The sequence below is a fragment of the Listeria sp. ILCC797 genome (genome assembly GCF_900186185.1).
Classification (GTDB): domain Bacteria; phylum Bacillota; class Bacilli; order Lactobacillales; family Listeriaceae; genus Listeria; species Listeria goaensis.
On record NZ_FYBS01000002.1, the window covers coordinates 237309 to 256271 of the forward strand.

General features: G+C 42.0%; 22 protein-coding genes and 2 tRNA genes. All 24 read left to right on the plus strand.

What is annotated here, in order from left to right:
• The first annotated feature begins 94 nt into the window (after positions 1–94).
• Positions 95–898: an amino acid ABC transporter substrate-binding protein gene (locus tag BN1609_RS03700; protein WP_088815352.1), complete on the plus strand. Its 804-nt coding sequence runs from the start codon at positions 95–97 to the stop codon at positions 896–898.
• Positions 885–1583: an amino acid ABC transporter permease gene (locus tag BN1609_RS03705; protein ID WP_088809193.1), complete on the plus strand. Its 699-nt coding sequence runs from the start codon at positions 885–887 to the stop codon at positions 1581–1583. The genes BN1609_RS03700 and BN1609_RS03705 overlap by 14 nt, the downstream gene beginning before the upstream one ends.
• Before the next feature lie 13 nt (positions 1584–1596).
• Positions 1597–2343 (plus strand): amino acid ABC transporter ATP-binding protein, encoded by a 747-nt coding sequence (locus BN1609_RS03710; protein WP_088840519.1) that lies wholly within the window; start codon positions 1597–1599, stop codon positions 2341–2343.
• A 177-nt stretch (positions 2344–2520) separates the two neighbouring features.
• Positions 2521–3915, plus strand: coding sequence for a protoporphyrinogen oxidase (gene hemG / locus BN1609_RS03715; protein ID WP_088838821.1), 1395 nt, complete (start codon positions 2521–2523; stop codon positions 3913–3915).
• Positions 3908–4264: a holo-ACP synthase gene (gene acpS, locus BN1609_RS03720; RefSeq protein ID WP_088809190.1), complete on the plus strand. Its 357-nt coding sequence runs from the start codon at positions 3908–3910 to the stop codon at positions 4262–4264. The genes hemG and acpS overlap by 8 nt, the downstream gene beginning before the upstream one ends.
• Before the next feature lie 18 nt (positions 4265–4282).
• Positions 4283–5401, plus strand: coding sequence for an alanine racemase (alr, locus tag BN1609_RS03725; protein WP_088840520.1), 1119 nt, complete (start codon positions 4283–4285; stop codon positions 5399–5401).
• A gap of 217 nt (positions 5402–5618) precedes the next feature.
• Complete coding sequence (locus BN1609_RS03730) at positions 5619–5897, plus strand: CopG family transcriptional regulator (protein ID WP_088809188.1); 279 nt, start codon at positions 5619–5621, stop codon at positions 5895–5897.
• A 4-nt stretch (positions 5898–5901) separates the two neighbouring features.
• A complete protein-coding gene (locus BN1609_RS03735; RefSeq protein ID WP_088815348.1) occupies positions 5902–6246 on the plus strand; it encodes a type II toxin-antitoxin system PemK/MazF family toxin in 345 nt (114 codons plus the stop codon).
• 241 nt (positions 6247–6487) lie between these two features.
• A complete protein-coding gene (locus tag BN1609_RS03740; RefSeq protein ID WP_088809448.1) occupies positions 6488–7321 on the plus strand; it encodes an RsbT co-antagonist protein RsbRA in 834 nt (277 codons plus the stop codon).
• Between the two features lie 4 nt (positions 7322–7325).
• Positions 7326–7682 (plus strand): STAS domain-containing protein, encoded by a 357-nt coding sequence (locus BN1609_RS03745; RefSeq protein WP_088809186.1) that lies wholly within the window; start codon positions 7326–7328, stop codon positions 7680–7682.
• Positions 7683–7684: 2 nt separating this feature from the next.
• Complete coding sequence (locus tag BN1609_RS03750) at positions 7685–8095, plus strand: anti-sigma regulatory factor (RefSeq protein WP_088809185.1); 411 nt, start codon at positions 7685–7687, stop codon at positions 8093–8095.
• Positions 8096–8107: 12 nt separating this feature from the next.
• Entirely contained in the window at positions 8108–9124 is a 1017-nt protein-coding gene (locus BN1609_RS03755) for a PP2C family protein-serine/threonine phosphatase (RefSeq protein WP_088840521.1), read from the plus strand.
• A gap of 57 nt (positions 9125–9181) precedes the next feature.
• On the plus strand, positions 9182–9526 hold the full coding sequence (locus BN1609_RS03760) for an STAS domain-containing protein (protein WP_088809183.1): 345 nt from the start codon (positions 9182–9184) through the stop codon (positions 9524–9526).
• On the plus strand, positions 9510–9983 hold the full coding sequence (gene rsbW / locus BN1609_RS03765; protein WP_088809182.1) for an anti-sigma B factor RsbW: 474 nt from the start codon (positions 9510–9512) through the stop codon (positions 9981–9983). Before BN1609_RS03760 ends, rsbW begins: the two co-directional genes overlap by 17 nt.
• Positions 9961–10743 (plus strand): RNA polymerase sigma factor SigB, encoded by a 783-nt coding sequence (sigB, locus tag BN1609_RS03770; protein ID WP_088809181.1) that lies wholly within the window; start codon positions 9961–9963, stop codon positions 10741–10743. Before rsbW ends, sigB begins: the two co-directional genes overlap by 23 nt.
• Positions 10739–11341, plus strand: coding sequence for a PP2C family serine/threonine-protein phosphatase (locus BN1609_RS03775; protein ID WP_179946377.1), 603 nt, complete (start codon positions 10739–10741; stop codon positions 11339–11341). The genes sigB and BN1609_RS03775 overlap by 5 nt, the downstream gene beginning before the upstream one ends.
• 84 nt (positions 11342–11425) lie before the next feature.
• The gene (locus tag BN1609_RS03780) at positions 11426–13585 is read left to right on the plus strand and encodes a Tex family protein (protein WP_088840522.1); all 2160 of its coding nucleotides are present in this window, start codon (positions 11426–11428) and stop codon (positions 13583–13585) included.
• Between the two features lies 1 nt (position 13586).
• Positions 13587–14060 carry a SprT family protein gene (locus tag BN1609_RS03785; RefSeq protein WP_088809178.1) on the plus strand — a complete coding sequence of 158 codons (474 nt, stop codon included), beginning with the start codon at positions 13587–13589 and terminating at the stop codon, positions 14058–14060.
• Positions 14061–14115: 55 nt separating this feature from the next.
• A tRNA-Asn gene (locus tag BN1609_RS03790) sits at positions 14116–14188 on the plus strand.
• 6 nt (positions 14189–14194) lie between these two features.
• Positions 14195–14285, plus strand: a tRNA-Ser gene (locus BN1609_RS03795).
• Between the two features lie 142 nt (positions 14286–14427).
• Positions 14428–15738, plus strand: coding sequence for a ribosome biogenesis GTPase Der (der, locus tag BN1609_RS03800; protein ID WP_088809177.1), 1311 nt, complete (start codon positions 14428–14430; stop codon positions 15736–15738).
• A 17-nt stretch (positions 15739–15755) separates the two neighbouring features.
• Positions 15756–16772 carry an NAD(P)H-dependent glycerol-3-phosphate dehydrogenase gene (locus BN1609_RS03805; RefSeq protein ID WP_088809176.1) on the plus strand — a complete coding sequence of 339 codons (1017 nt, stop codon included), beginning with the start codon at positions 15756–15758 and terminating at the stop codon, positions 16770–16772.
• Between the two features lie 162 nt (positions 16773–16934).
• A complete protein-coding gene (locus BN1609_RS03810; protein ID WP_088840523.1) occupies positions 16935–17915 on the plus strand; it encodes a tyrosine-protein phosphatase in 981 nt (326 codons plus the stop codon).
• A gap of 404 nt (positions 17916–18319) precedes the next feature.
• Positions 18320–18595 carry an HU family DNA-binding protein gene (locus BN1609_RS03815; RefSeq protein WP_088809174.1) on the plus strand — a complete coding sequence of 92 codons (276 nt, stop codon included), beginning with the start codon at positions 18320–18322 and terminating at the stop codon, positions 18593–18595.
• Positions 18596–18963 lie beyond the last annotated feature (368 nt).

Below are 18963 nucleotides of genomic sequence, written 5' to 3' on the forward strand. Positions count from 1 at the left end.
CTAAAATCAATTTATGTATGAAGTCAATCCCTTCTATTTAAATCGGAATAGTTTGATTTTCTGAAGGTCTGACACAAAAAAGGAGCGTTTCAAAATGAAAAAATTACTTGCCGTTTTATTTACATCTCTTCTTGCTGTGGTTCTTGTAGCTTGCTCGAGTTCAGACGGGGGCGATTCAAAATCAGCTGATGATTCAATCTATGATCAAGTGAAAAAAGATGGTGTGATCACTGTCGGAACGGAAGGAACTTATCGTCCATTCACTTTTCATGATAGTAAAACGAATAAATTAACCGGTTATGATATTGATGTGATTAATGAAGTAGCTAAACGTTTAGGCATTAAAACGAAATTTGAAGAAACTCAGTGGGACTCGATGTTCGCTGGATTAAATGCATCGCGTTTTGATGTGATTGCCAACCAAGTTGGGATTAACGCCGAACGTGAAAAGAAATATGATTTGTCACTGCCATACTCGAAAAGCACGGCCGTTATTGTGACCGCTAAGGATAATGATTCGATTCAATCGATTGATGATTTAAAAGGCGTCAAAGTAGCCCAAAGTTTAACCAGTAACTATGGCCAAATCGCAAAAGATGCGAATGCAGATATTCAGTCCGTGGAAGGGCTAGCGCAGTCGCTTGAGCTCATTAAACAAGGGCGCGTAGACGCAACGGTCAATGACAAACTTGCGGTTTTAGATTATATTCAAGAAACGGGCGATAAAGATATTAAAATTGCTGCCGAACTCGATCAAGAAACGAGCAGCTCTGCTTTCGCTTTTCGTAAAGATACAGGGTTAAAAGCGCCATTTGATAAGGAAATTAAAGCGATGAAAGAAGACGGCACATTACAAAAGATTTCCGAAAAATGGTTTGGTGAAGATGTTACCAATTAGTCTCGGGGAAATCTCGTTTAATAATTTGAACTGGGATGTGCTAAAAGAAGCGTTTTGGCCGATGGTGAAAGGCGGAATTGAATATACAATTCCGCTTGCGCTAATTTCATTTATTATCGGTATGGTCATCGCGCTTTTCATCGCACTTTGCCGTCTATCCAGTTCAAAAGTATTGCGAGGATTAGGGCGCGCTTACGTGTCAATCATTCGCGGAACGCCGCTTCTCGTGCAACTTTTCGTGATTTTTTATGGCTTACCTACGATTGGATTAAAATTTGATCCCTTCCTAGCTGCGGTCATTGCTTTTTCACTGAACGTCGGAGGTTACGCTGCAGAAATTGTGCGCGGTTCCATTCAATCCGTCCCAAAAGGACAGTGGGAAGCAGGCTACACAATTGGGATGAACTACAGTCAAACTCTGTTTCGGATTATCATTCCGCAAGCCGCACGAGTGTCCGTGCCGCCACTTTCGAATACGTTTATTAGTCTTGTAAAAGATACGTCACTCGCCTCGCTTGTGCTCGTTTCTGAACTTTTTCGGAAGGCACAAGAAATTGCTGCGACAAGTTATGAATTTTTACTGATTTATATGGAAGCAGGGCTTCTATACTGGATTCTTTGTGTCTTTTTATCCGGGATTCAAAATCGCTTGGAGAAAAGGCTAGACCGCTATGTTGCAAAGTAAGGAGGCGTCTAATATGTATGTGGAAGCAAAAAACGTTCATAAGAAATTTGGCGAAAACGAAGTGCTAAAAGGCATCGATTTAGCTGTTGAAAAAGGAAGTGTAACGGTCATCATTGGGCCGTCTGGCTCTGGCAAAACTACATTTTTGCGCTCGCTAAACGCGCTTGAGGTTCCGGAAGAAGGAGTCCTCCGTTTTGATGACTTGACCGTTGATTTTTCCAAAAAACTAACAAAAAAACAAATTGCAGATGTGCGCCGCGAGTCATCGATGGTGTTCCAAAGTTACAATCTTTTTCCGCATAAAACTGCGATTGAAAATGTGATGGAAGGCCCTGTTCAAGTGTTGAAGACGGATAAGCAAACGGCTCGTGATGCGGCGCTCGCGCTACTTAAAAAAGTGAATTTAGAGGCGCAGGCGAACCAATATCCATATGAACTTTCTGGTGGGCAAGAGCAACGTGTGGGCATTGCAAGAGCACTCGCAATGAAGCCGAAGTTATTATTGTTTGATGAACCGACCTCAGCGCTTGACCCTGAACTTGTAGGCGATGTGCTTCGCGTTATGAAGGAGCTTGCCGCAGAAGGCTGGACGATGATTGTTGTGACGCATGAACTTAAATTCGCAGAACACGTGGCGAATCAAGTAGTCTTCATGGACGGCGGCGTTGTCGTTGAAAAAGGCGAACCAAACGAATTTTTCAAAAACCCGAAAGAAACACGCACCAAACAATTTTTAGAGCGGATACTCGACCCAATTTGATGAAAGTCTGGCAGATTCTATTTTTAATGGGATTTTGCTGGGCTTTTTGGCGCTTTTGTTCAGCCACTCCGTTACCGGACGACGAAGAAGTAAGCAATTTGGCATTCTCTTGTTTAAAGGGGATGCTTTTTTGTGCTAAAATAGACGTGGAAACTTACATGAAGGGGCGGATTGGATTTGAAACGGATTTTAATTATTGGTGGCGGGCTTTCAGGGCTCACTGCGGCGTATACGATAGAAAAAAGCAAACGTGAAGACGTAGCTTGGGATTTGTATGAGCAGGCTGAAACGTTTGGCGGGAAATTTGAAACAGTGAAACGGGACGGCTTTTTAATTGAAAAAGGGCCAGACTCCTTTTTAGCCAGAAAACCGGCGGGAGTAGAATTAGTGCATGAGCTCGGGCTAGCGGACAAGCTGATTGCGAACGCGACGGGGCGCTCATATATTTTTAACGAAGGACGGCTGCACCCAATCCCAGAAGGCTCTGTGATGGGCATTCCGACTGATGAACAGGCACTTCTTGCGAGTAGTTTGTTGACGGCAGCGGGGAAAGAAAGAGCGATTTTGGAGAAAACCCTGCCATATGAGTCCGCTTCAAAAGACGTCTCGTTAGGTGAATTTTTTGAGGCGAGATTCGGCCATGAGCTCGTTAAACGTTTGGTGGAGCCACTACTTTCGGGGATTTACGCGGGGAATATTTATGAGATGAGCTTACGCGCGACGTTCCCACAATTCGAGCAGGCGATTTTGAAAGCTGGGAGTTTGATGGAAGGGCTAAAGACGCCGAGTGACGCGAAGATGAGTACGACTGGCACGAAAAATACAATTGGGGCTTTTCGCACGCTCTCTGGCGGCTTATCTGAATTGCCAGCGGAACTTTTGCGCAAGCTGCCGACTGAACGGCTGCACGCGAACAAGCAGGCTACTCACATTTCGAAACGAGGCAGTAGCTATGCGGTAGGATTTTCAGATGGAACGACCGAAGAGGCTGACGCCATTTTAATCGCCGCAACACATGATGCGCTCGTCACGCTTCTAGACGCGGAAACGACCGCGCCATTTCAAAATAGACCGCTCACAACGCTCGCTACCGTTTCCATCGCATACGAAAATGCCAGTCGCGCCAATTTGCCAGAAGGAACTGGCTACCTCGTCGCACGAACCGGAAATGACGAAACGACCGCCTGTACGTGGGTACATAAAAAATGGCCGCACATGGTGCCGGATGGCAAGATGCTCCTCCGCGGTTTCGTCGGGAAATCAGGCGAAAATTTAGTCGCAGAGAAGAGTGACGCAGAACTAACCGCTATTGTTTTAAACAACTATAAAAAAATGATGAACCTTACGGAAACGCCACTTTTTGCGGAGGTCAGTCGAATGAACCACGCCATGCCGCAATACGATGTTGGGCATATTGAGCGCCTTAGCGCATTCAAGCAGAACTTGGCGGCAAACTATCCGCGTGTTGAATTCGCTGGAATGAGCTATAATGGTGTAGGAATCCCAGATTGTATTCGGGGAGCAGAACTAGGTGCAAACAGACTTTTGAATGAGGTGGAAACGATTGATTAAAGGTATTGGGCTCGACATGATTGACCTAGAACGAATTCAGCGCGCAGTCGAACAAAATCCGCGTTTTGTTGAACGCATTTTAACCGCGGAGGAACAAAATTTGTACCACACATTTACAGGCGGACGCCAAGTGGAATTTTTAGCGGGACGATTTTCTGCAAAAGAGGCATACGCCAAAGCAAATGGCACTGGATTTGGCAAGGAGTTAAGTTTTCTCGACGTTGAAATTTTAACAGGAGAAAGCGGCGAACCGCAGCTTTTGAAGCCGCAAATACCGGGCGAGCGAGTTTTCGTGAGCATCACGCACACAGGCCGTTCAGCCGCCGCGCAAGTCATTATCGAAATTTAAGGAAAGCGAGTGTTTCAAATGGTAACCGGATGGCATAGACCGACATGGATCGAAGTGAATTTAAACGCAATTGAAGCCAATATTAAAAATGAACAAAAACAATTACCTAAAAACGTCGAAATCTTCGCTGTTGTAAAAGCCAATGCTTACGGACACGGCATGATTCCCGTCGCGGAAGCCGCAAAAAAAGCAGGTGCCACAGGTTTTTGCGTAGCCATTCTTGACGAAGCGTTAGCGCTTCGTGCGGCCGGATTTAGCGATCCAATTTTAGTCATGGGCGCCATTTTAGTTGAAGACGCCGCCTTAGCTAGCGAAAACGACATCTCCATTACCGTTTTTCACCAAGCCTTTTTTGACGAACTAGACTTAAATGAGGGCAGCCGCCCGCTTAAAATTCACCTAAAGGTCGATACCGGAATGGGCCGCCTAGGCTTCCGCACAAAACCAGAAATAAAAACGGCTCTAAAAAGCTTGAACGAAAATGCGCAGCTGCATTTCGAAGGCATCTACACGCATTTTGCAACCGCCGACGAAATCGATACAACATATTTTAATACGCAGTGGGACAAATTCCAAGACATGCTAACCGCACTACCAGAAAAGCCGCGCTACGTTCACGCTGCCAATTCCGCCACATCGCTTTTACATGCAAAAGCGCAAAACCAGTTCAACGCAATCCGCTTCGGCATCGGCATGTACGGGCTCCCGCCATCAACCGAAATTGAAGCGAAATTGCCATTTAAATTACAGCCGGCACTCTCCCTTTTTTCAAAAATCGTGCAAGTAAAAGAATTGCACCCTTCCGACCACGTGAGCTACGGCGCAACTTATGAAGCGAACAAAAACGAATGGGTCGGAACAGTCCCAATTGGTTACGCAGACGGAATAATCCGTCACTACAGCGGCTTCCACGTTTTAGTAGCCGGCAAACCATGTGAAATCATCGGGCGTGTCTGCATGGACCAACTTATAATCCGCCTCCCCAATTATGTTGATGTTGGGACAAGAGTAACGATAATCGGGAAAGACGGCGCTACCTCAATATCTGCGACCGATGTAGCCGAGTATTTAGATACCATTAATTATGAGGTAACGTGTTTATTATCAGACCGCTTACCAAGAATTTATCCATCTTAGAAGTCTATTTTCGTGCTTTTATTAAAAAGGAAGTTTATAATGTAGTGCATAATACAAAATAACTAGATTGGCCTGAAAATTCTCCGTTTCCATAGGACTAATAGCTAGAATTTGCTTATTTTACTTAGAAAAACCATAAAAATACTTTTCTAAAATAGCACATAATGGTACCATAGAGGTGATACAAGTTTTGTACGCAGCTTTGGGGGTGTAAGACGTGTTAGAAAGAGAACAACACAAAGAAATTTCTATTGTTTTGTCTCAAGCAGTGATTGATGAACTCGACCGTCTAGTAGAAGAAGAAAAAGTGGAGCGGAGTGAAGTAATTATGGAAGCAACTCAAGAATTTTTGAAACAGAAGAAGGCACGTGAAATGCGCACAGAAATGGAACGTGGCTACACAGAAATGGCCAAAATTAATTTTGCAATCGCTTGTGAATGCACTCATGTTGAGGCAGAGGCAGAAAGTAAGAATATTGAAGTATTAGGAGGTTAGGCTTTTGATTAAGCGTGGTGATGTTTACTACGCGGATCTTTCCCCCGTGGTCGGTAGCGAGCAGGGGGGGATACGGCCTGTTCTCATCATTCAAAACGACATCGGCAATCGTTTTAGCCCAACCGTTATTGTTGCGGCCATTACTGCGAAAATTCAGAAAGCAAAACTACCCACACATATTGAAGCAACCAAAAAACATGGTTTTGACCGAGATTCGGTTATCTTACTAGAGCAGGTTAGAACGATAGATAAGCAGCGTTTAACAGATAAAATCACCCATTTGGACGATGAACTCATGGATAAAGTAAATCGCGCACTTGAAATTAGTTTAGGAATTGTTGAGTTCTAAAAAATACATAATCAAATGGGAAAAACGAATGATGGTAATAGGGTCAAGATTTCGCGAAAAAGACGTTTTAAATGACGGGCTACTTGTACATAATTCTAAACAATCATATTGAAATGTCTGAAGTACCTGGCATAAGAAGCATCGAACCTATGTTGTTCAAAAAATGTTTCCTTATGGCAGGTTTTTTGAAACAAAAAGAGAGTTTAACTAGGTGGTAGAAGAAAGGTTGGATTTTAACACGATGTATAAAGATTTTGCGAATTTTATCCGTTTAAATCGAGATGACATTTTATCCGAATGGATGAATGAGATGAAGCTACAGCTAGATTCACGAATATCCGATGTTATAACGGAAGTCATGTATGAAGAAACAAGTCATGAATTTATTGATTTAATCATTTCAAACGTCATTGAAATAGAAACATTCAATGATAAACTAGACGATTTTGCTGAGAAAGTAGTGCTCTTAGGCTGGCCGGTACATTTTGTAACAACCGGTTTACGCATTTTCGGATTGCTCGTCTACAAACAAATTCGTGATGAAGCATTTTTCAAAAAAAGAGAGGCCACAGCGGAAAAAGACGCTTATTATCGTTTTGAAAACTGGTTATCTTCCATGTATAACAAAATCGTAACAGCTTATGCAGATACGTGGGAAAAAACTGTTTCAATTCAAAGACTGGCACTACAAGAATTATCGGCACCGCTCTTACCGATTTTTAACAACATCTCCGTCATGCCTTTAATCGGAACCATCGATACAGAACGCGCACGTCAAATTATGGAAAACCTACTTATGGGGGTTGTCAAGCATCGTTCTGAAGTAGTGCTCATTGACATTACAGGTGTTCCAGTTGTAGATACAATGGTTGCACACCATATTATCCAAGCTTCTGAAGCAGTTCGGCTCGTTGGTTGTCAGCCGATGCTTGTTGGTATTCGACCAGAAATTGCACAGACCATCGTTAATTTAGGGATAGAACTTGATCAGATTATTACAACAAACACCTTGAAGAAAGGAATGGAACGTGCGCTAGCTTTAACAAATAGAGAAATAGTAGAAAAAGAGGGGTGAAACTGTGGGGATTCCAATTTTGAAATTAGGTGAATGTTTATTAATTTCGATTCAAAGTGAACTAGATGATAAAACAGCGATGGAATTTCAAGAAGACCTTCTGGCGAAAATTCATGAAACTTCTGCTCGTGGAGTCGTGATTGATATTACGTCCATTGATTTTATTGATTCTTTTATTGCTAAAATTCTAGGGGATGTCGTCAGTATGTCAAAATTAATGGGAGCGCGTGTTGTTGTAACGGGAATACAACCAGCAGTCGCGATTACATTAATTGAACTTGGGATTACATTTGAAGGTGTTCTTTCAGCCATGGATCTTGAAAGTGGCCTTGAAAAATTGAAACAGGAATTGGGGGAATAGAGATGAATTTCCAATCCTGTGTAAAAATTACGGATGAATGGGATATTGTTTCAGCTAGACAACTTGGAAGAAAAATTTCAAAAGAAATTGGCTTTGGTACAGTTGATCAAGCGAGAATTACAACAGCCATTAGTGAGCTTGCAAGAAATATCTTTCTCTACGCTGGAACAGGGGAAATATGTATTACGAAAGTAACTGAAACGGGAAAACAAGGGTTACAAATTGAAGCAAAAGATAAAGGACCAGGTATTTTGGATATTAGAAAAGTTATGCAAGATGGCTTTACAACATCAGGCGGATTAGGTGCAGGGCTCCCAGGAGTAAAACGTCTTATGGATAGTTTTAATATTGATTCCTACACAAGTGGGGACGAAAAAGGGACGATCATTGTTGCAACGAAGTGGGTTCGCTAGGGGGCAATTAAAATGAACGAACGATTTAATGAGCAATATAAAGAGATTTTATTTGAATATTTACAACATCAGGATGAGGAAATTTTATATAGCTGTGAAAAACTAACAAAAGTGGCTATGGAAAATAATATTCCACCAGAAGAAATTATTAACATTCATCGTTCTGTTCTTGAAGAATATGATTCAAATTTGCCGGAACATGTCAGAAAATCATTTGATGTTTTACTGGAAATGATGATTGGCTATGGTTTAGCCTATTTAGAGCATATCAGCTTGCGAACAGAGCAACGTGCGCTTCGAAGCGAAATTGAACAAGCTGAGACGATTCAAAAAACGTTAATGAAAACCGATTTGCCTTGTCAAGAAGGCATGGAATTTGGTGTTGTCAGCAGATCAGCAAGACAGATGAGCGGAGATTATTATTCTTTTATCCGCGACGAATTGGTTCCAGATAAAGTCTCCGTTGCACTTGCTGATGTTGTCGGTAAAGGTATCCCAGCTGCTTTTAGTATTTCGATGATAAAATACGCACTAAACAATATGGTCGGCGAAAAGTTTACACCTAGAACAGTGCTTGAATCTTTAAATGAAATTGCCGAAGAAAATATTAATGACAACATGTTTATTACGATGTTTTTTGGAGTTTACCATGCGGATGCACATTTATTCGAGTATAGTTCGGCGGGGCATGAACTGGGCTTGCATTATCAAGCAGAAACCGCAACATTTTCAGATTTATATGCTAAAGGATTGCCACTTGGCGTGGATAAACAGGCGCAGTATCGCGAATTTGAAAAAGAGGTAGCCGAAGAAGATGTCATTTTCATCATGTCAGATGGCGTTACGGAAGCTAAAGTGGGAAATGATTTCATCGAACGAGATGACTTGATTAAGATTTTTGACACATACATACATTTAGAACCACAAAAAATGGTTGAGGCCATTTATAATCATTTACTTAAAATGCAAAATTTTTTATTGCATGATGATTTTACGCTAATCGCAATAAAGCGAAGCAATCAGGTTTAAAGACAAAAGGGTTAGGGTAATAGCACTGGGTATACCAAAATTTAATGAGGTGACAAAATGAACATTAAAATCGAAATTAAAGAGCAGAATGAAAATACGGCAAGTGCTTTTGTCATTGGGGAAATCGACGCCTATACGGCTCCAAAACTAAAAGAAGCGCTTGAAGGTTTTCAAGATAAAAAGCGTTTTGTTTTAAAAGTCGATTTAACAGAAGTTGGTTATATGGATAGTACAGGACTTGGCGTTTTTGTGGGCGTATTTAAAAACTTGCGCTCAAACGAGAGCGAATTGGTGCTCATTGGTCTTTCTGAACGATTGTATCGCCTATTTGAAATTACTGGACTGTCGGATATTATTGAAATCAAAAATATAGAGGGTGAAATGAATGGCAACAACGTGTGATAAAATTGAGCTACTGCTTCCGGCAAAACCAGAATATGTGAGTCTTGGTCGCCTTGCGCTTTCTGGTATTGCAAGTCAAGCCGGTTTCTCCTATGAAGCAATTGAGGATTTAAAAATTGCCGTGAGTGAAGCGATAACGAATTCGATTCATCACGGGTTAAAAGAAGTGGCAGACGGTGAAGTGAGAATTGAGTTTAAGTTGTATGAAGACAAACTAGACGTTATTGTCACAGACAAAGGAAAAAGTTTTAATCCAGAAGCGAAAAAAGCCGATATTGGGCCATACAAAGTTGGAGATGAAACAGATGTTATGCGCATTGGAGGCTTAGGATTATTTCTGATTGAAACACTTATGGACGATGTGAAGTTGTATTATGATGACGGAGTTTCCGTTGTAATGACCAAATATATTGATGAAAAGCAGGTGGGGGAGAATGCAGAGAGTGTCTCAACCTGATAAAGATGCCGCAAAAGCAAAAGTCTATGAATGGATTCAGGCTTACCAAGAGACGGGCGATGACGAGGCGCAGTATCAGCTCGTTGTGCACTATAAAAACTTGGTTGAGTCCATCGCGCGTAAATATTCGCAAGGAAAGTCTTTTCATGAAGATTTAGTTCAAGTCGGAAACATTGGCCTACTCGGAGCAATTCGTCGCTATGATGCCACTTTTGGTAAAAGCTTTGAAGCATTTGCTGTCCCAACTATTGTCGGCGAAATCAAGCGGTTTTTACGAGATAAAACGTGGAGTGTCCACGTGCCGAGACGAATAAAAGAACTTGGTCCTAAAATTAAAAATGCGGTTGAAGAGCTGACACGGGAAATGCAAACCTCACCGCAAATCAAAGACATCGCCGCTTACATTGGTGTTTCTGAAGAAGAGGTCTTGGAAGCAATGGAAATGGGCAAGAGCTATCAAGCACTTTCTGTTGACCATTCTATTGAAGCAGATTCAGACGGCAGTACGATTACACTTTTAGACGTTGTCGGTAACAATGATGACGGTTTTGAACAAGTGAATCAACGGATGCTTTTAGAAAAGGTACTTCCAGTTTTAGATGAACGTGAGCAGAAAATTTTGCAATATACGTTTATTGAAAATCGCAGTCAAAAAGAAACAGGCGAACTGCTTGATATTTCGCAAATGCACGTATCACGTATTCAACGCCAAGCCATCAAAAAGTTGCGAGATGCTTTGCAAAATGAGGAAGTGGATTGAAATGGCAACGGAGAATAAATTAGATTTATTCACTTTCCAACGCGCTAAGCTGCTCCAGCAGTATTGTGGTGATGTTTTTTACACGTATGAAAAAGACGATCATTTTTTATGCGTTTTAGCAGATGGATTAGGAAGTGGTTACGAGGCGCATCTTGCAGCGAAAGCCATAACGGACACTGTGGAAAGTGAACCAGAGGCGGATTTGGTGACTATGATAGAACATTGCAATCAGGCTGTTTCTGGCCTTCGAGGTGCTGCAGTTGCCATTATACGCGCCCATTTTAAAACACAAAAGTTGGCATATGTCGCTCTTGGTAACATTCGTTTTTACATGCTTGATAGTCATGGGAAATTAAGTTTTCCGCTTTCTACAACTGGGTTTCTGTCTGGAAGAAAACAGCATTTTAAGCAAAAGAATATGGAATTTAAGCCCGGCTCAAAATTTCTGCTCCATTCAGACGGATTAGTTTTAAAAAAAGTGAAAAATTATTTAACTTCAGCGCAGTGCCTTGCGAAAACGGGATACGACATCGAGCGCTTAGTGCCGGATATACCAATGGATGATGTTACTTTTGTGCTTGGGAAATTTCCCGAATAGAGAACCGAACTGTCATTTTTAAATGGCAGTTTTTTCTATTTATTGATACACTAGAAAAGAAGGAAGTTCGAGGAGGTACATACCGTGGAAAAAAGTGTCTTACCATTTATTTACAAGAAATTAACTTATAAGCCCGCGCAAATTGATGCAGTAATTGGATTGCTTGAAGAAGGGAATACCGTACCGTTTATCGCCCGCTACCGTAAAGAAAAAACGGGCAGTCTTGACGAAGTCGAAATTCGAGATATTGAAGAAACTTACCAATATATCACCAAGCTAGAGGCGCGAAAAGAAGAAGTCATTCGTTTAATTGAGGAACAAGGAAAATTAACGGAAGAACTACGTAAACAAATTTTAGGGACGGATAAACAACAAACATTAGAAGACCTTTACCGCCCTTTTAAACAAAAGAAAAGAACAAAAGCGACCATTGCGAAGGAACAAGGTTTACTGCCACTCGCTGAATGGTTACTCACATTTTCTGACGGAAATCCTGAAGAAGAGGCGGCGCGTTATATTTCGGCTGAAAACAACGTTCAAACTGCCGAAGAAGCGTTGCAAGGTGCGCACGAAATTATCGCCGAACAAGTGAGCGATGTGGCGGAGTATCGCAAATGGATTCGCGATTTCACGCGTAAATTTGGGATGATTGTTTCCACGAAGAAAAACGATGCTGAGGACGAAAAAGCTGTTTACGAAATGTATTACGAGTATCAAGAAATGATTGCTAAAATGCAAAATCACCGTGTCCTTGCTTTCAACCGCGGCGAAAAAGAAGGCGTTCTCCGTGTTGCTGTACAAGTCGATACGACGAAAATTCACCACTTTTTGGAAGAAAGCATGTTGCCGAAAAAGGAGAACGCTTCCGTTCAAGTCGTCCGCGTCGCGATTTTAGATGCCTACAAACGTTTCATTGGACCAGCAATTGAACGTGAAATTCGCGCCGAGTTAAGCGAAATCGCCGAAGATCATGCGATTGATATTTTTTCGGAAAACTTGCGAAAATTACTCTTGCAACCGCCGTTAAAAGGCAAAGTCGTGTTAGGCGTTGACCCAGCTTATCGTACAGGCTGTAAACTCGCCGTTTTAGATTCTACAGGAAAAGTGCTTGAAATTGGTGTTATTTATCCGCATACAGCTAAAGCGCGCCGGCCAGAAGCTAAACAAAAAGTAACCGAGTGGCTTTCGAAATATGCTATTGAAATCATCGCCATTGGTAATGGAACGGCATCGCGAGAAACTGAGCAATTTATTGTAGAAGTCATAAAAGAAGCGAATAGCCAAGCGTTTTATACGATTGTAAACGAAGCCGGCGCAAGTGTTTATTCCGCTAGTGATGTGGCGCGTGAAGAGTTTCCTGATTATCAAGTCGAAGAACGAAGCGCCGTTTCAATTGGTCGCCGTCTGCAAGATCCGCTCGCCGAATTGGTTAAAATCGATCCGAAATCAGTTGGCGTTGGCCAGTATCAGCATGACGTAGCACAGAAAAAATTAAATGATACTTTGACGTTTGTCGTCGAAACGGCTGTAAACCAAGTTGGCGTAAACGTGAATACCGCATCAGCCGCGTTGCTCCAATATGTGGCAGGTTTAAACAAAACGGTTGCGGGGAACATTCGCAAATATCGCGAGGAAAACGGGCCATTTCAATCGCGTGCCGAACTGAAAAAAGTGCCCCGTCTTGGCGCAAAATCATACGAGCAAAGTATTGGCTTCATGCGAATTCTAGAAGGGAAGAATCCGCTTGATAAGACCGCAATTCACCCAGAAAGCTATGCTGCCGCGAAACAACTCATCGAAAAAGCTAATCATACGGTAAAAGATATCGGGTCAGACAGCTTAAAACAAGCGCTCGCCGATTTAAATGTCTTAGAAACCGCCAAAGAACTTGAAATCGGGGTAGAAACGCTAAAAGATATCATTCAAAACCTAATTGCGCCCGGGCGTGACCTACGTGATTCGCTCCAAGCACCCATGCTAAAACAAGACGTTATCAAGATGGAGGATTTGAAAGCGGGAATGGAGCTTCAAGGGACCGTTCGAAATGTGGTAGATTTCGGAGCCTTTGTTGATATCGGTGTCAAACAAGATGGACTAGTTCATATTTCGAAACTAAGCCGTTCGTTCGTCAAAAATCCAATGAGCGTCGTTTCAGTAGGCGATATCGTGACCGTCTGGGTAGAAGAAGTCGATTTGAAGAAAAATCGTATCGCACTTTCTATGGTAGGACCTGCAGGGGCGTAAAATGGAACAAGCGGAATTACAAAAATGGATGGAAGAAACATCGCTTCGATACTTTGATAAAGTGTTTAAACATCAGGCGCGTTTTAATTCAAGGTTGCGGACAACGGGCGGGCGCTACCTGCTTCGTTCGCACGATATTGAAATGAATCCGAAATACTTGTTTCATTACGGCGCAGACTATTTTTTAGGCATTATGAAGCACGAACTCTGCCATTACCATTTGCATTTAGAAGGAAAAGGCTATATGCACCGTGACGCTGAATTTCGCGCCCTTTTAAAAGAAGTCGATGCCCCGCGCTTTTGTAAAGCTATCGAGCCGGACATTCCGAAGCACGTCTATGTTTGCGAACAATGCGGGCAAGACTTTTTTAGGAAAAGGAAGTTTAACGTGAATCGTTATGCGTGCGGGAAATGTGGTGGGAAGTTGCAATATATAGCGAATGGAACAGCTTCAAGCAAGCGAAATTTCAACTGAAATTTCGCTTGCTTTTTTATAAAAAGCTGATTATAATTAAATTTGTTAAGTTTATTCCACAGTAGCTCAGTTGGTAGAGCAATCGGCTGTTAACCGATCGGTCGCAGGTTCGAGTCCTGCCTGTGGAGTCACTCGGAGAAATACTCAAGAGGCTGAAGAGGCGCCCCTGCTAAGGGTGTAGGTCGCTAACGCGGCGCGAGGGTTCAAATCCCTCTTTCTCCGCCATAAACGTATCACACAAGCTTTATCTTTTTCTGGTAAAGCTTTTTTTATGTTTAAATTTCAGCTGTTGCGATAAGGGGCAATTACTGATAAACTTAATAAAGTCTGATAAATAGGAATTTGAAAGAAAAAGAAGGTGAATAGAATGGTGAAACCAGTTGTAGCAATTGTAGGTCGACCGAACGTTGGGAAATCGACCATTTTTAACCGCATTGTCGGGGAACGTGTTTCTATCGTAGAAGATGTCCCAGGCGTAACGCGTGACCGAATTTACAATACAGCAGAATGGCTTGGAAAAGAGTTTAATATTATTGATACGGGCGGAATCGAAATTGGCGACGAGCCGTTTTTAGACCAAATCCGTGCACAAGCAGAAATCGCAATTGATGAAGCGGATGTCATTATTTTTATTGCAAATGGTCGTGAAGGCGTGACTGATGCCGATGAACAAGTCGCTAAAATTTTATATCGTTCGCAAAAGCCAGTCGTTCTGGCCGTCAACAAAGTAGATAACCCTGAAATGCGCGATCAAGTGTATGATTTTTATTCACTTGGTTTCGGTGAGCCCTATCCAATTTCCGGTTCGCACGGGTTAGGACTCGGGGATTTGCTTGATGAAGTACGCAAACATTTCCCGCAAGAAGAAGAGGACGAATACGATGATGATGTGATTAAATTTTCATTAATCGGCCGTCCGAACGTTGGGAAATCCTCACTTATTAACGCCATGCTAGGCGAAGACCGAGTTATCGTCTCAAATATCGCAGGAACGACACGCGACGCGATTGACACCGGTTATACGTTTGAAGATCAAGAATACGTTATGATCGATACGGCCGGTATGCGGAAAAAAGGGAAGGTTTACGAAAGTACTGAAAAATACAGCGTTTTACGTGCCATGCGCGCCATCGAGCGCTCCGATGTCGTCCTTGTCGTTTTAAACGCCGAAGAAGGCATTCGCGAGCAAGATAAACGAATTGCTGGCTATGCTCACGATGCAGGCCGCGCGATTATCATCGTCGTAAATAAATGGGATGCCATCGAAAAAGATGAAAAAACAATGAATACTTTTACGGAAGATATTCGCGAACAATTCCAATTTCTAACATACGCACCCATCGTTTTTGTATCAGCATTAACGAAAAAGCGCTTGACCAATTTGTTCCCGCTTATCAACCAAGTGAGCGACAATCATTCACTGCGCGTGCAGTCGAGCATGCTTAACGATGTCATTAGTGATGCCGTTGCAATGAATCCGGCACCGATGGATAAAGGAAAACGACTTAAAATTTTCTATACGACCCAAGTGGCTGTCAAACCGCCCGCTTTTGTTGTGTTTGTCAATGAACCCGAACTTATGCACTTTTCATATGAACGCTTCTTAGAAAACCGAATTCGTGAAGCATTTCCATTTGAAGGGACACCAATTCGCGTGATACCACGTAAGCGGAAATAGAAATGGAGGAGTTTATTTTGACTAAAAAACAAATCGCAGTTCTCGGTGCGGGAAGCTGGGGAACTGCTCTTGCTATGGTTTTAGCCGACAATAATGAAGAGGTTTTTATTTGGGGAAATCATCATGCGATTGTTGATGAGATTAACCAGTCGCATAAAAATGCTCATTATCTTCCAGATATTCAGCTACCGGAGTCCATTCGGGCTACGCTTTCGCTAGAAGAGGCAATCAGCCATGCAGATATGCTCGTCATTGCGATTCCGACAAATGCGATGCGCATCGTTTGTAAACAGCTAAATGACACGCTTACGGAGCCGAAAATCATTGTTCATGTAAGCAAAGGAATTGAACCTGAAACGAATTTACGCATGTCTGAAGTGATTGCGGAAGAAATTGATGCGACAAAACGGAAAGGCATTGTAGTCCTTTCTGGTCCGAGCCATGCCGAGGAAGTCGCTCTTCGTCATCCAACAACGCTTTGTGCAAGTAGCCATGATTTAGCGCTGGCCGAGCAAGTTCAAGACGTTTTTATCAACAATAATTTGCGCATTTATACCAATGAAGATGTTGTAGGTGCGGAAATTGGCGGAGCCCTTAAGAATATCATTGCGTTAGGTGCAGGGATTTCTGACGGTCTTGGCTACGGAGATAATGCGAAAGCGGCATTAATGACCCGTGGAATGGCGGAAATTACGCGTCTAGGGGTTGCTGTAGGTTCTCATCCGCAAACGTTTTACGGCTTAACAGGGATTGGCGATTTAATCGTTACCTGTACGAGCGTGCACTCCCGCAACTGGCGAGCTGGTAACATGCTTGGCAAGGGAAAAAGCTTGGATGAGGTGCTAGAAAGCATGGGCATGGTCGTAGAAGGCGTCCGAACGGCAAAAGCGGTTTACGGTTGGGCAGAAAAACTGAACATCGATATGCCGATTTCAAAAGCGATTTACGAAGTGCTTTTTGCCGAAAAAGATCCAGGCGAAGCCGTTGATATGTTGATGGGACGTGAGAAAAAAGTAGAGAAAGAGAAGTTTTAAAACCGAAAACTCTAAAATAGAGTGATTTTAAAGCGATTTATACGCCTTGAAAATGTAGAAACCCATAAAACAAGCCATTCATCTTATTAAAAAGCTGACTCTATTTTAGAGTCGGCTTTTTTTGCGGATTATGCTAGAATAAAAATCAAGAGGAGGGATAAAATGTTAGTCATTCAGGAAGAAAAACAATACAACATTACTTTTGATGAAAAAATTGAAAACGGCTCCATTTTGTACGTCGATACAAAGCCTGAAAAAACAAAGGCGAGCCGCCAAATTGCAACCTTGACAGCGGTTCCAGAAACTATCGCCTACACGTCTGAAACAAAGACACGTCCCTATTTTATTTTAGAACAACCGAATGGTGAGATAACCGTTTCAACCCAGCGGATTCTAAACTTTGAAGGTACGTTTAATTTCCGCGATTTAGGCGGCTACATGAATGAAAACGGCAAGCAGGTAAAGTGGGGGGCACTGTATCGCTCTGGCAATTTAGCAGGTCTCACCAAAAATGACATAGCACAAATTGAACAGCTTGGCATCAAATGGATTTGCGATTTGCGTAGCACAACCGAAGTGACCGCACAACAAACGCCTGAAATCCCCAACATTCCAAATCTCAATATCCCAATTGGTACAGCTAAAAATGAACCAGCGGAAAAACAAAAGTTAGATTTACCAACGGATAGCGCGATTTATGAACCGCTGATGGGGGAAAGCTATAAAGTTTTTGCAATGTCGCTCGGTAGCTATCGCGAAATTTTCGAACAAATTCTCACACGTCAAACACCATTTTTATTCCACTGTACCGCCGGAAAGGACCGTACAGGCGTTTTAGGCGCCCTTTTATTAAAAGTACTAGACGTTCCAGAGAAAACGATTTTTAACGATTATGAGCTTACAAACCAGTATACGGACGAGATTTTAAGCGAAATGGTTGATTTAATTAAAGCGTTCACTGGAAATGACGTCCCGCTTGAGCTAGATGCCATTCGACCAATGGCAGAAGCGAAGCCGAGCTATCTGGAAATTGCGTTTACAGAAATGGAAAAGAAGTATGGTTCTGTAGAGGCATTCATTGAAGAAGGAATTGGCATTAATAGCGATATGAAAGCGTGTTTACAAAATATGCTTTTGTATTAAACTAGGCGAAGAAACCTAGATTTTTCAGGTAACAGACATATTTTTGCTTTGTTTTTATGAGGAAAAAGAACTATTTTCGTTCCAAGCGATGATTTCGCTTGCTATTATAGGTCTTCCAAGTTAGTATTATGTGTAACAGATTGATACTATCACGTTTTAAGCGTAATGTATTATGTTTGAAATGTTAAGAAATAGTGTCAATTTGGCATAAATCCTTGCAGTCGCGGGGATTATGTGATAATCTTTTATCAGAATTACTGCAAAGGCTTGCATTTAAGCCGTTTCGGTCTTAATTCTTCAAAGATTTTTCTTAAGCCTTAAAGTGATTTTGGGAAAAGGAACGTCCAAGTAATAATTAAGACCTGATTATTTTGGATTATTCTTTTGAGGGAGGTGAAACAAAAATGGCAAACAAAACAGATTTAGTAAACAGTGTAGCTGAAAAAGCTGAACTTTCTAAAAAAGATGCTGCGAAAGCTGTAGAAGCATTATTTGAAACTATTCAAGAAAACCTTTCTAAAGGTGAAAAAGTTCAATTAATCGGTTTCGGTAACTTCGAAGTTCGTGAACGTGCTGCTCGTAAAGGTCGCAACCCACGTACTAAAGAAGAAATCGACATTCCAGCAAGTAAAGTACCAGCATTCAAACCTGGTAAAGCGCTTAAAGAAGCAGTAAAATAATCTACATACGACTTTAAGCTAACAACTACCCATCCACTTTGTGGATGGGTTTTATTGCGTTTCTTAACGCTTTAGCGTTTAGAAACGCAATATAAGACCGAACGGAGAGAGGTGTTAATCCATAAAAGAAAATGACGCTTTAGCGTTTAGAAACGCAATATAAGACCGAACGGAGAGAGGTGTTAATCCATAAAAGAAAATGACGCTTTAGCGTTTAGAAACGCAATATAAGACCGAACGGAGAGAGGTGTTAATCCATAAAAGAAAATGACGCTTTAGCGTTTAGAAACGCAATATAAGACCGAACGGAGAGAGGTGTTAATCCATAAAAGAAAATGACGCTTTAGCGTTTAGAAACGCAATATAAG

Bases quoted from the DNA above. Each gene is read 5' to 3' on its own strand.
- BN1609_RS03700 (WP_088815352.1), top strand. From the start codon at position 95: ATGAAAAAATTACTTGCCGTTTTATTTACATCTCTTCTTGCTGTGGTT.
- BN1609_RS03705 (WP_088809193.1), top strand. From the start codon at position 885: ATGTTACCAATTAGTCTCGGGGAAATCTCGTTTAATAATTTGAACTGG.
- BN1609_RS03710 (WP_088840519.1), top strand. From the start codon at position 1,597: ATGTATGTGGAAGCAAAAAACGTTCATAAGAAATTTGGCGAAAACGAA.
- alr (WP_088840520.1), top strand. From the start codon at position 4,283: ATGGTAACCGGATGGCATAGACCGACATGGATCGAAGTGAATTTAAAC.
- BN1609_RS03740 (WP_088809448.1), top strand. From the start codon at position 6,488: ATGTATAAAGATTTTGCGAATTTTATCCGTTTAAATCGAGATGACATT.
- BN1609_RS03750 (WP_088809185.1), top strand. From the start codon at position 7,685: ATGAATTTCCAATCCTGTGTAAAAATTACGGATGAATGGGATATTGTT.
- BN1609_RS03755 (WP_088840521.1), top strand. From the start codon at position 8,108: ATGAACGAACGATTTAATGAGCAATATAAAGAGATTTTATTTGAATAT.
- BN1609_RS03760 (WP_088809183.1), top strand. From the start codon at position 9,182: ATGAACATTAAAATCGAAATTAAAGAGCAGAATGAAAATACGGCAAGT.
- rsbW (WP_088809182.1), top strand. From the start codon at position 9,510: ATGGCAACAACGTGTGATAAAATTGAGCTACTGCTTCCGGCAAAACCA.
- sigB (WP_088809181.1), top strand. From the start codon at position 9,961: ATGCAGAGAGTGTCTCAACCTGATAAAGATGCCGCAAAAGCAAAAGTC.
- BN1609_RS03785 (WP_088809178.1), top strand. From the start codon at position 13,587: ATGGAACAAGCGGAATTACAAAAATGGATGGAAGAAACATCGCTTCGA.
- der (WP_088809177.1), top strand. From the start codon at position 14,428: ATGGTGAAACCAGTTGTAGCAATTGTAGGTCGACCGAACGTTGGGAAA.
- BN1609_RS03810 (WP_088840523.1), top strand. From the start codon at position 16,935: ATGTTAGTCATTCAGGAAGAAAAACAATACAACATTACTTTTGATGAA.
- BN1609_RS03815 (WP_088809174.1), top strand. From the start codon at position 18,320: ATGGCAAACAAAACAGATTTAGTAAACAGTGTAGCTGAAAAAGCTGAA.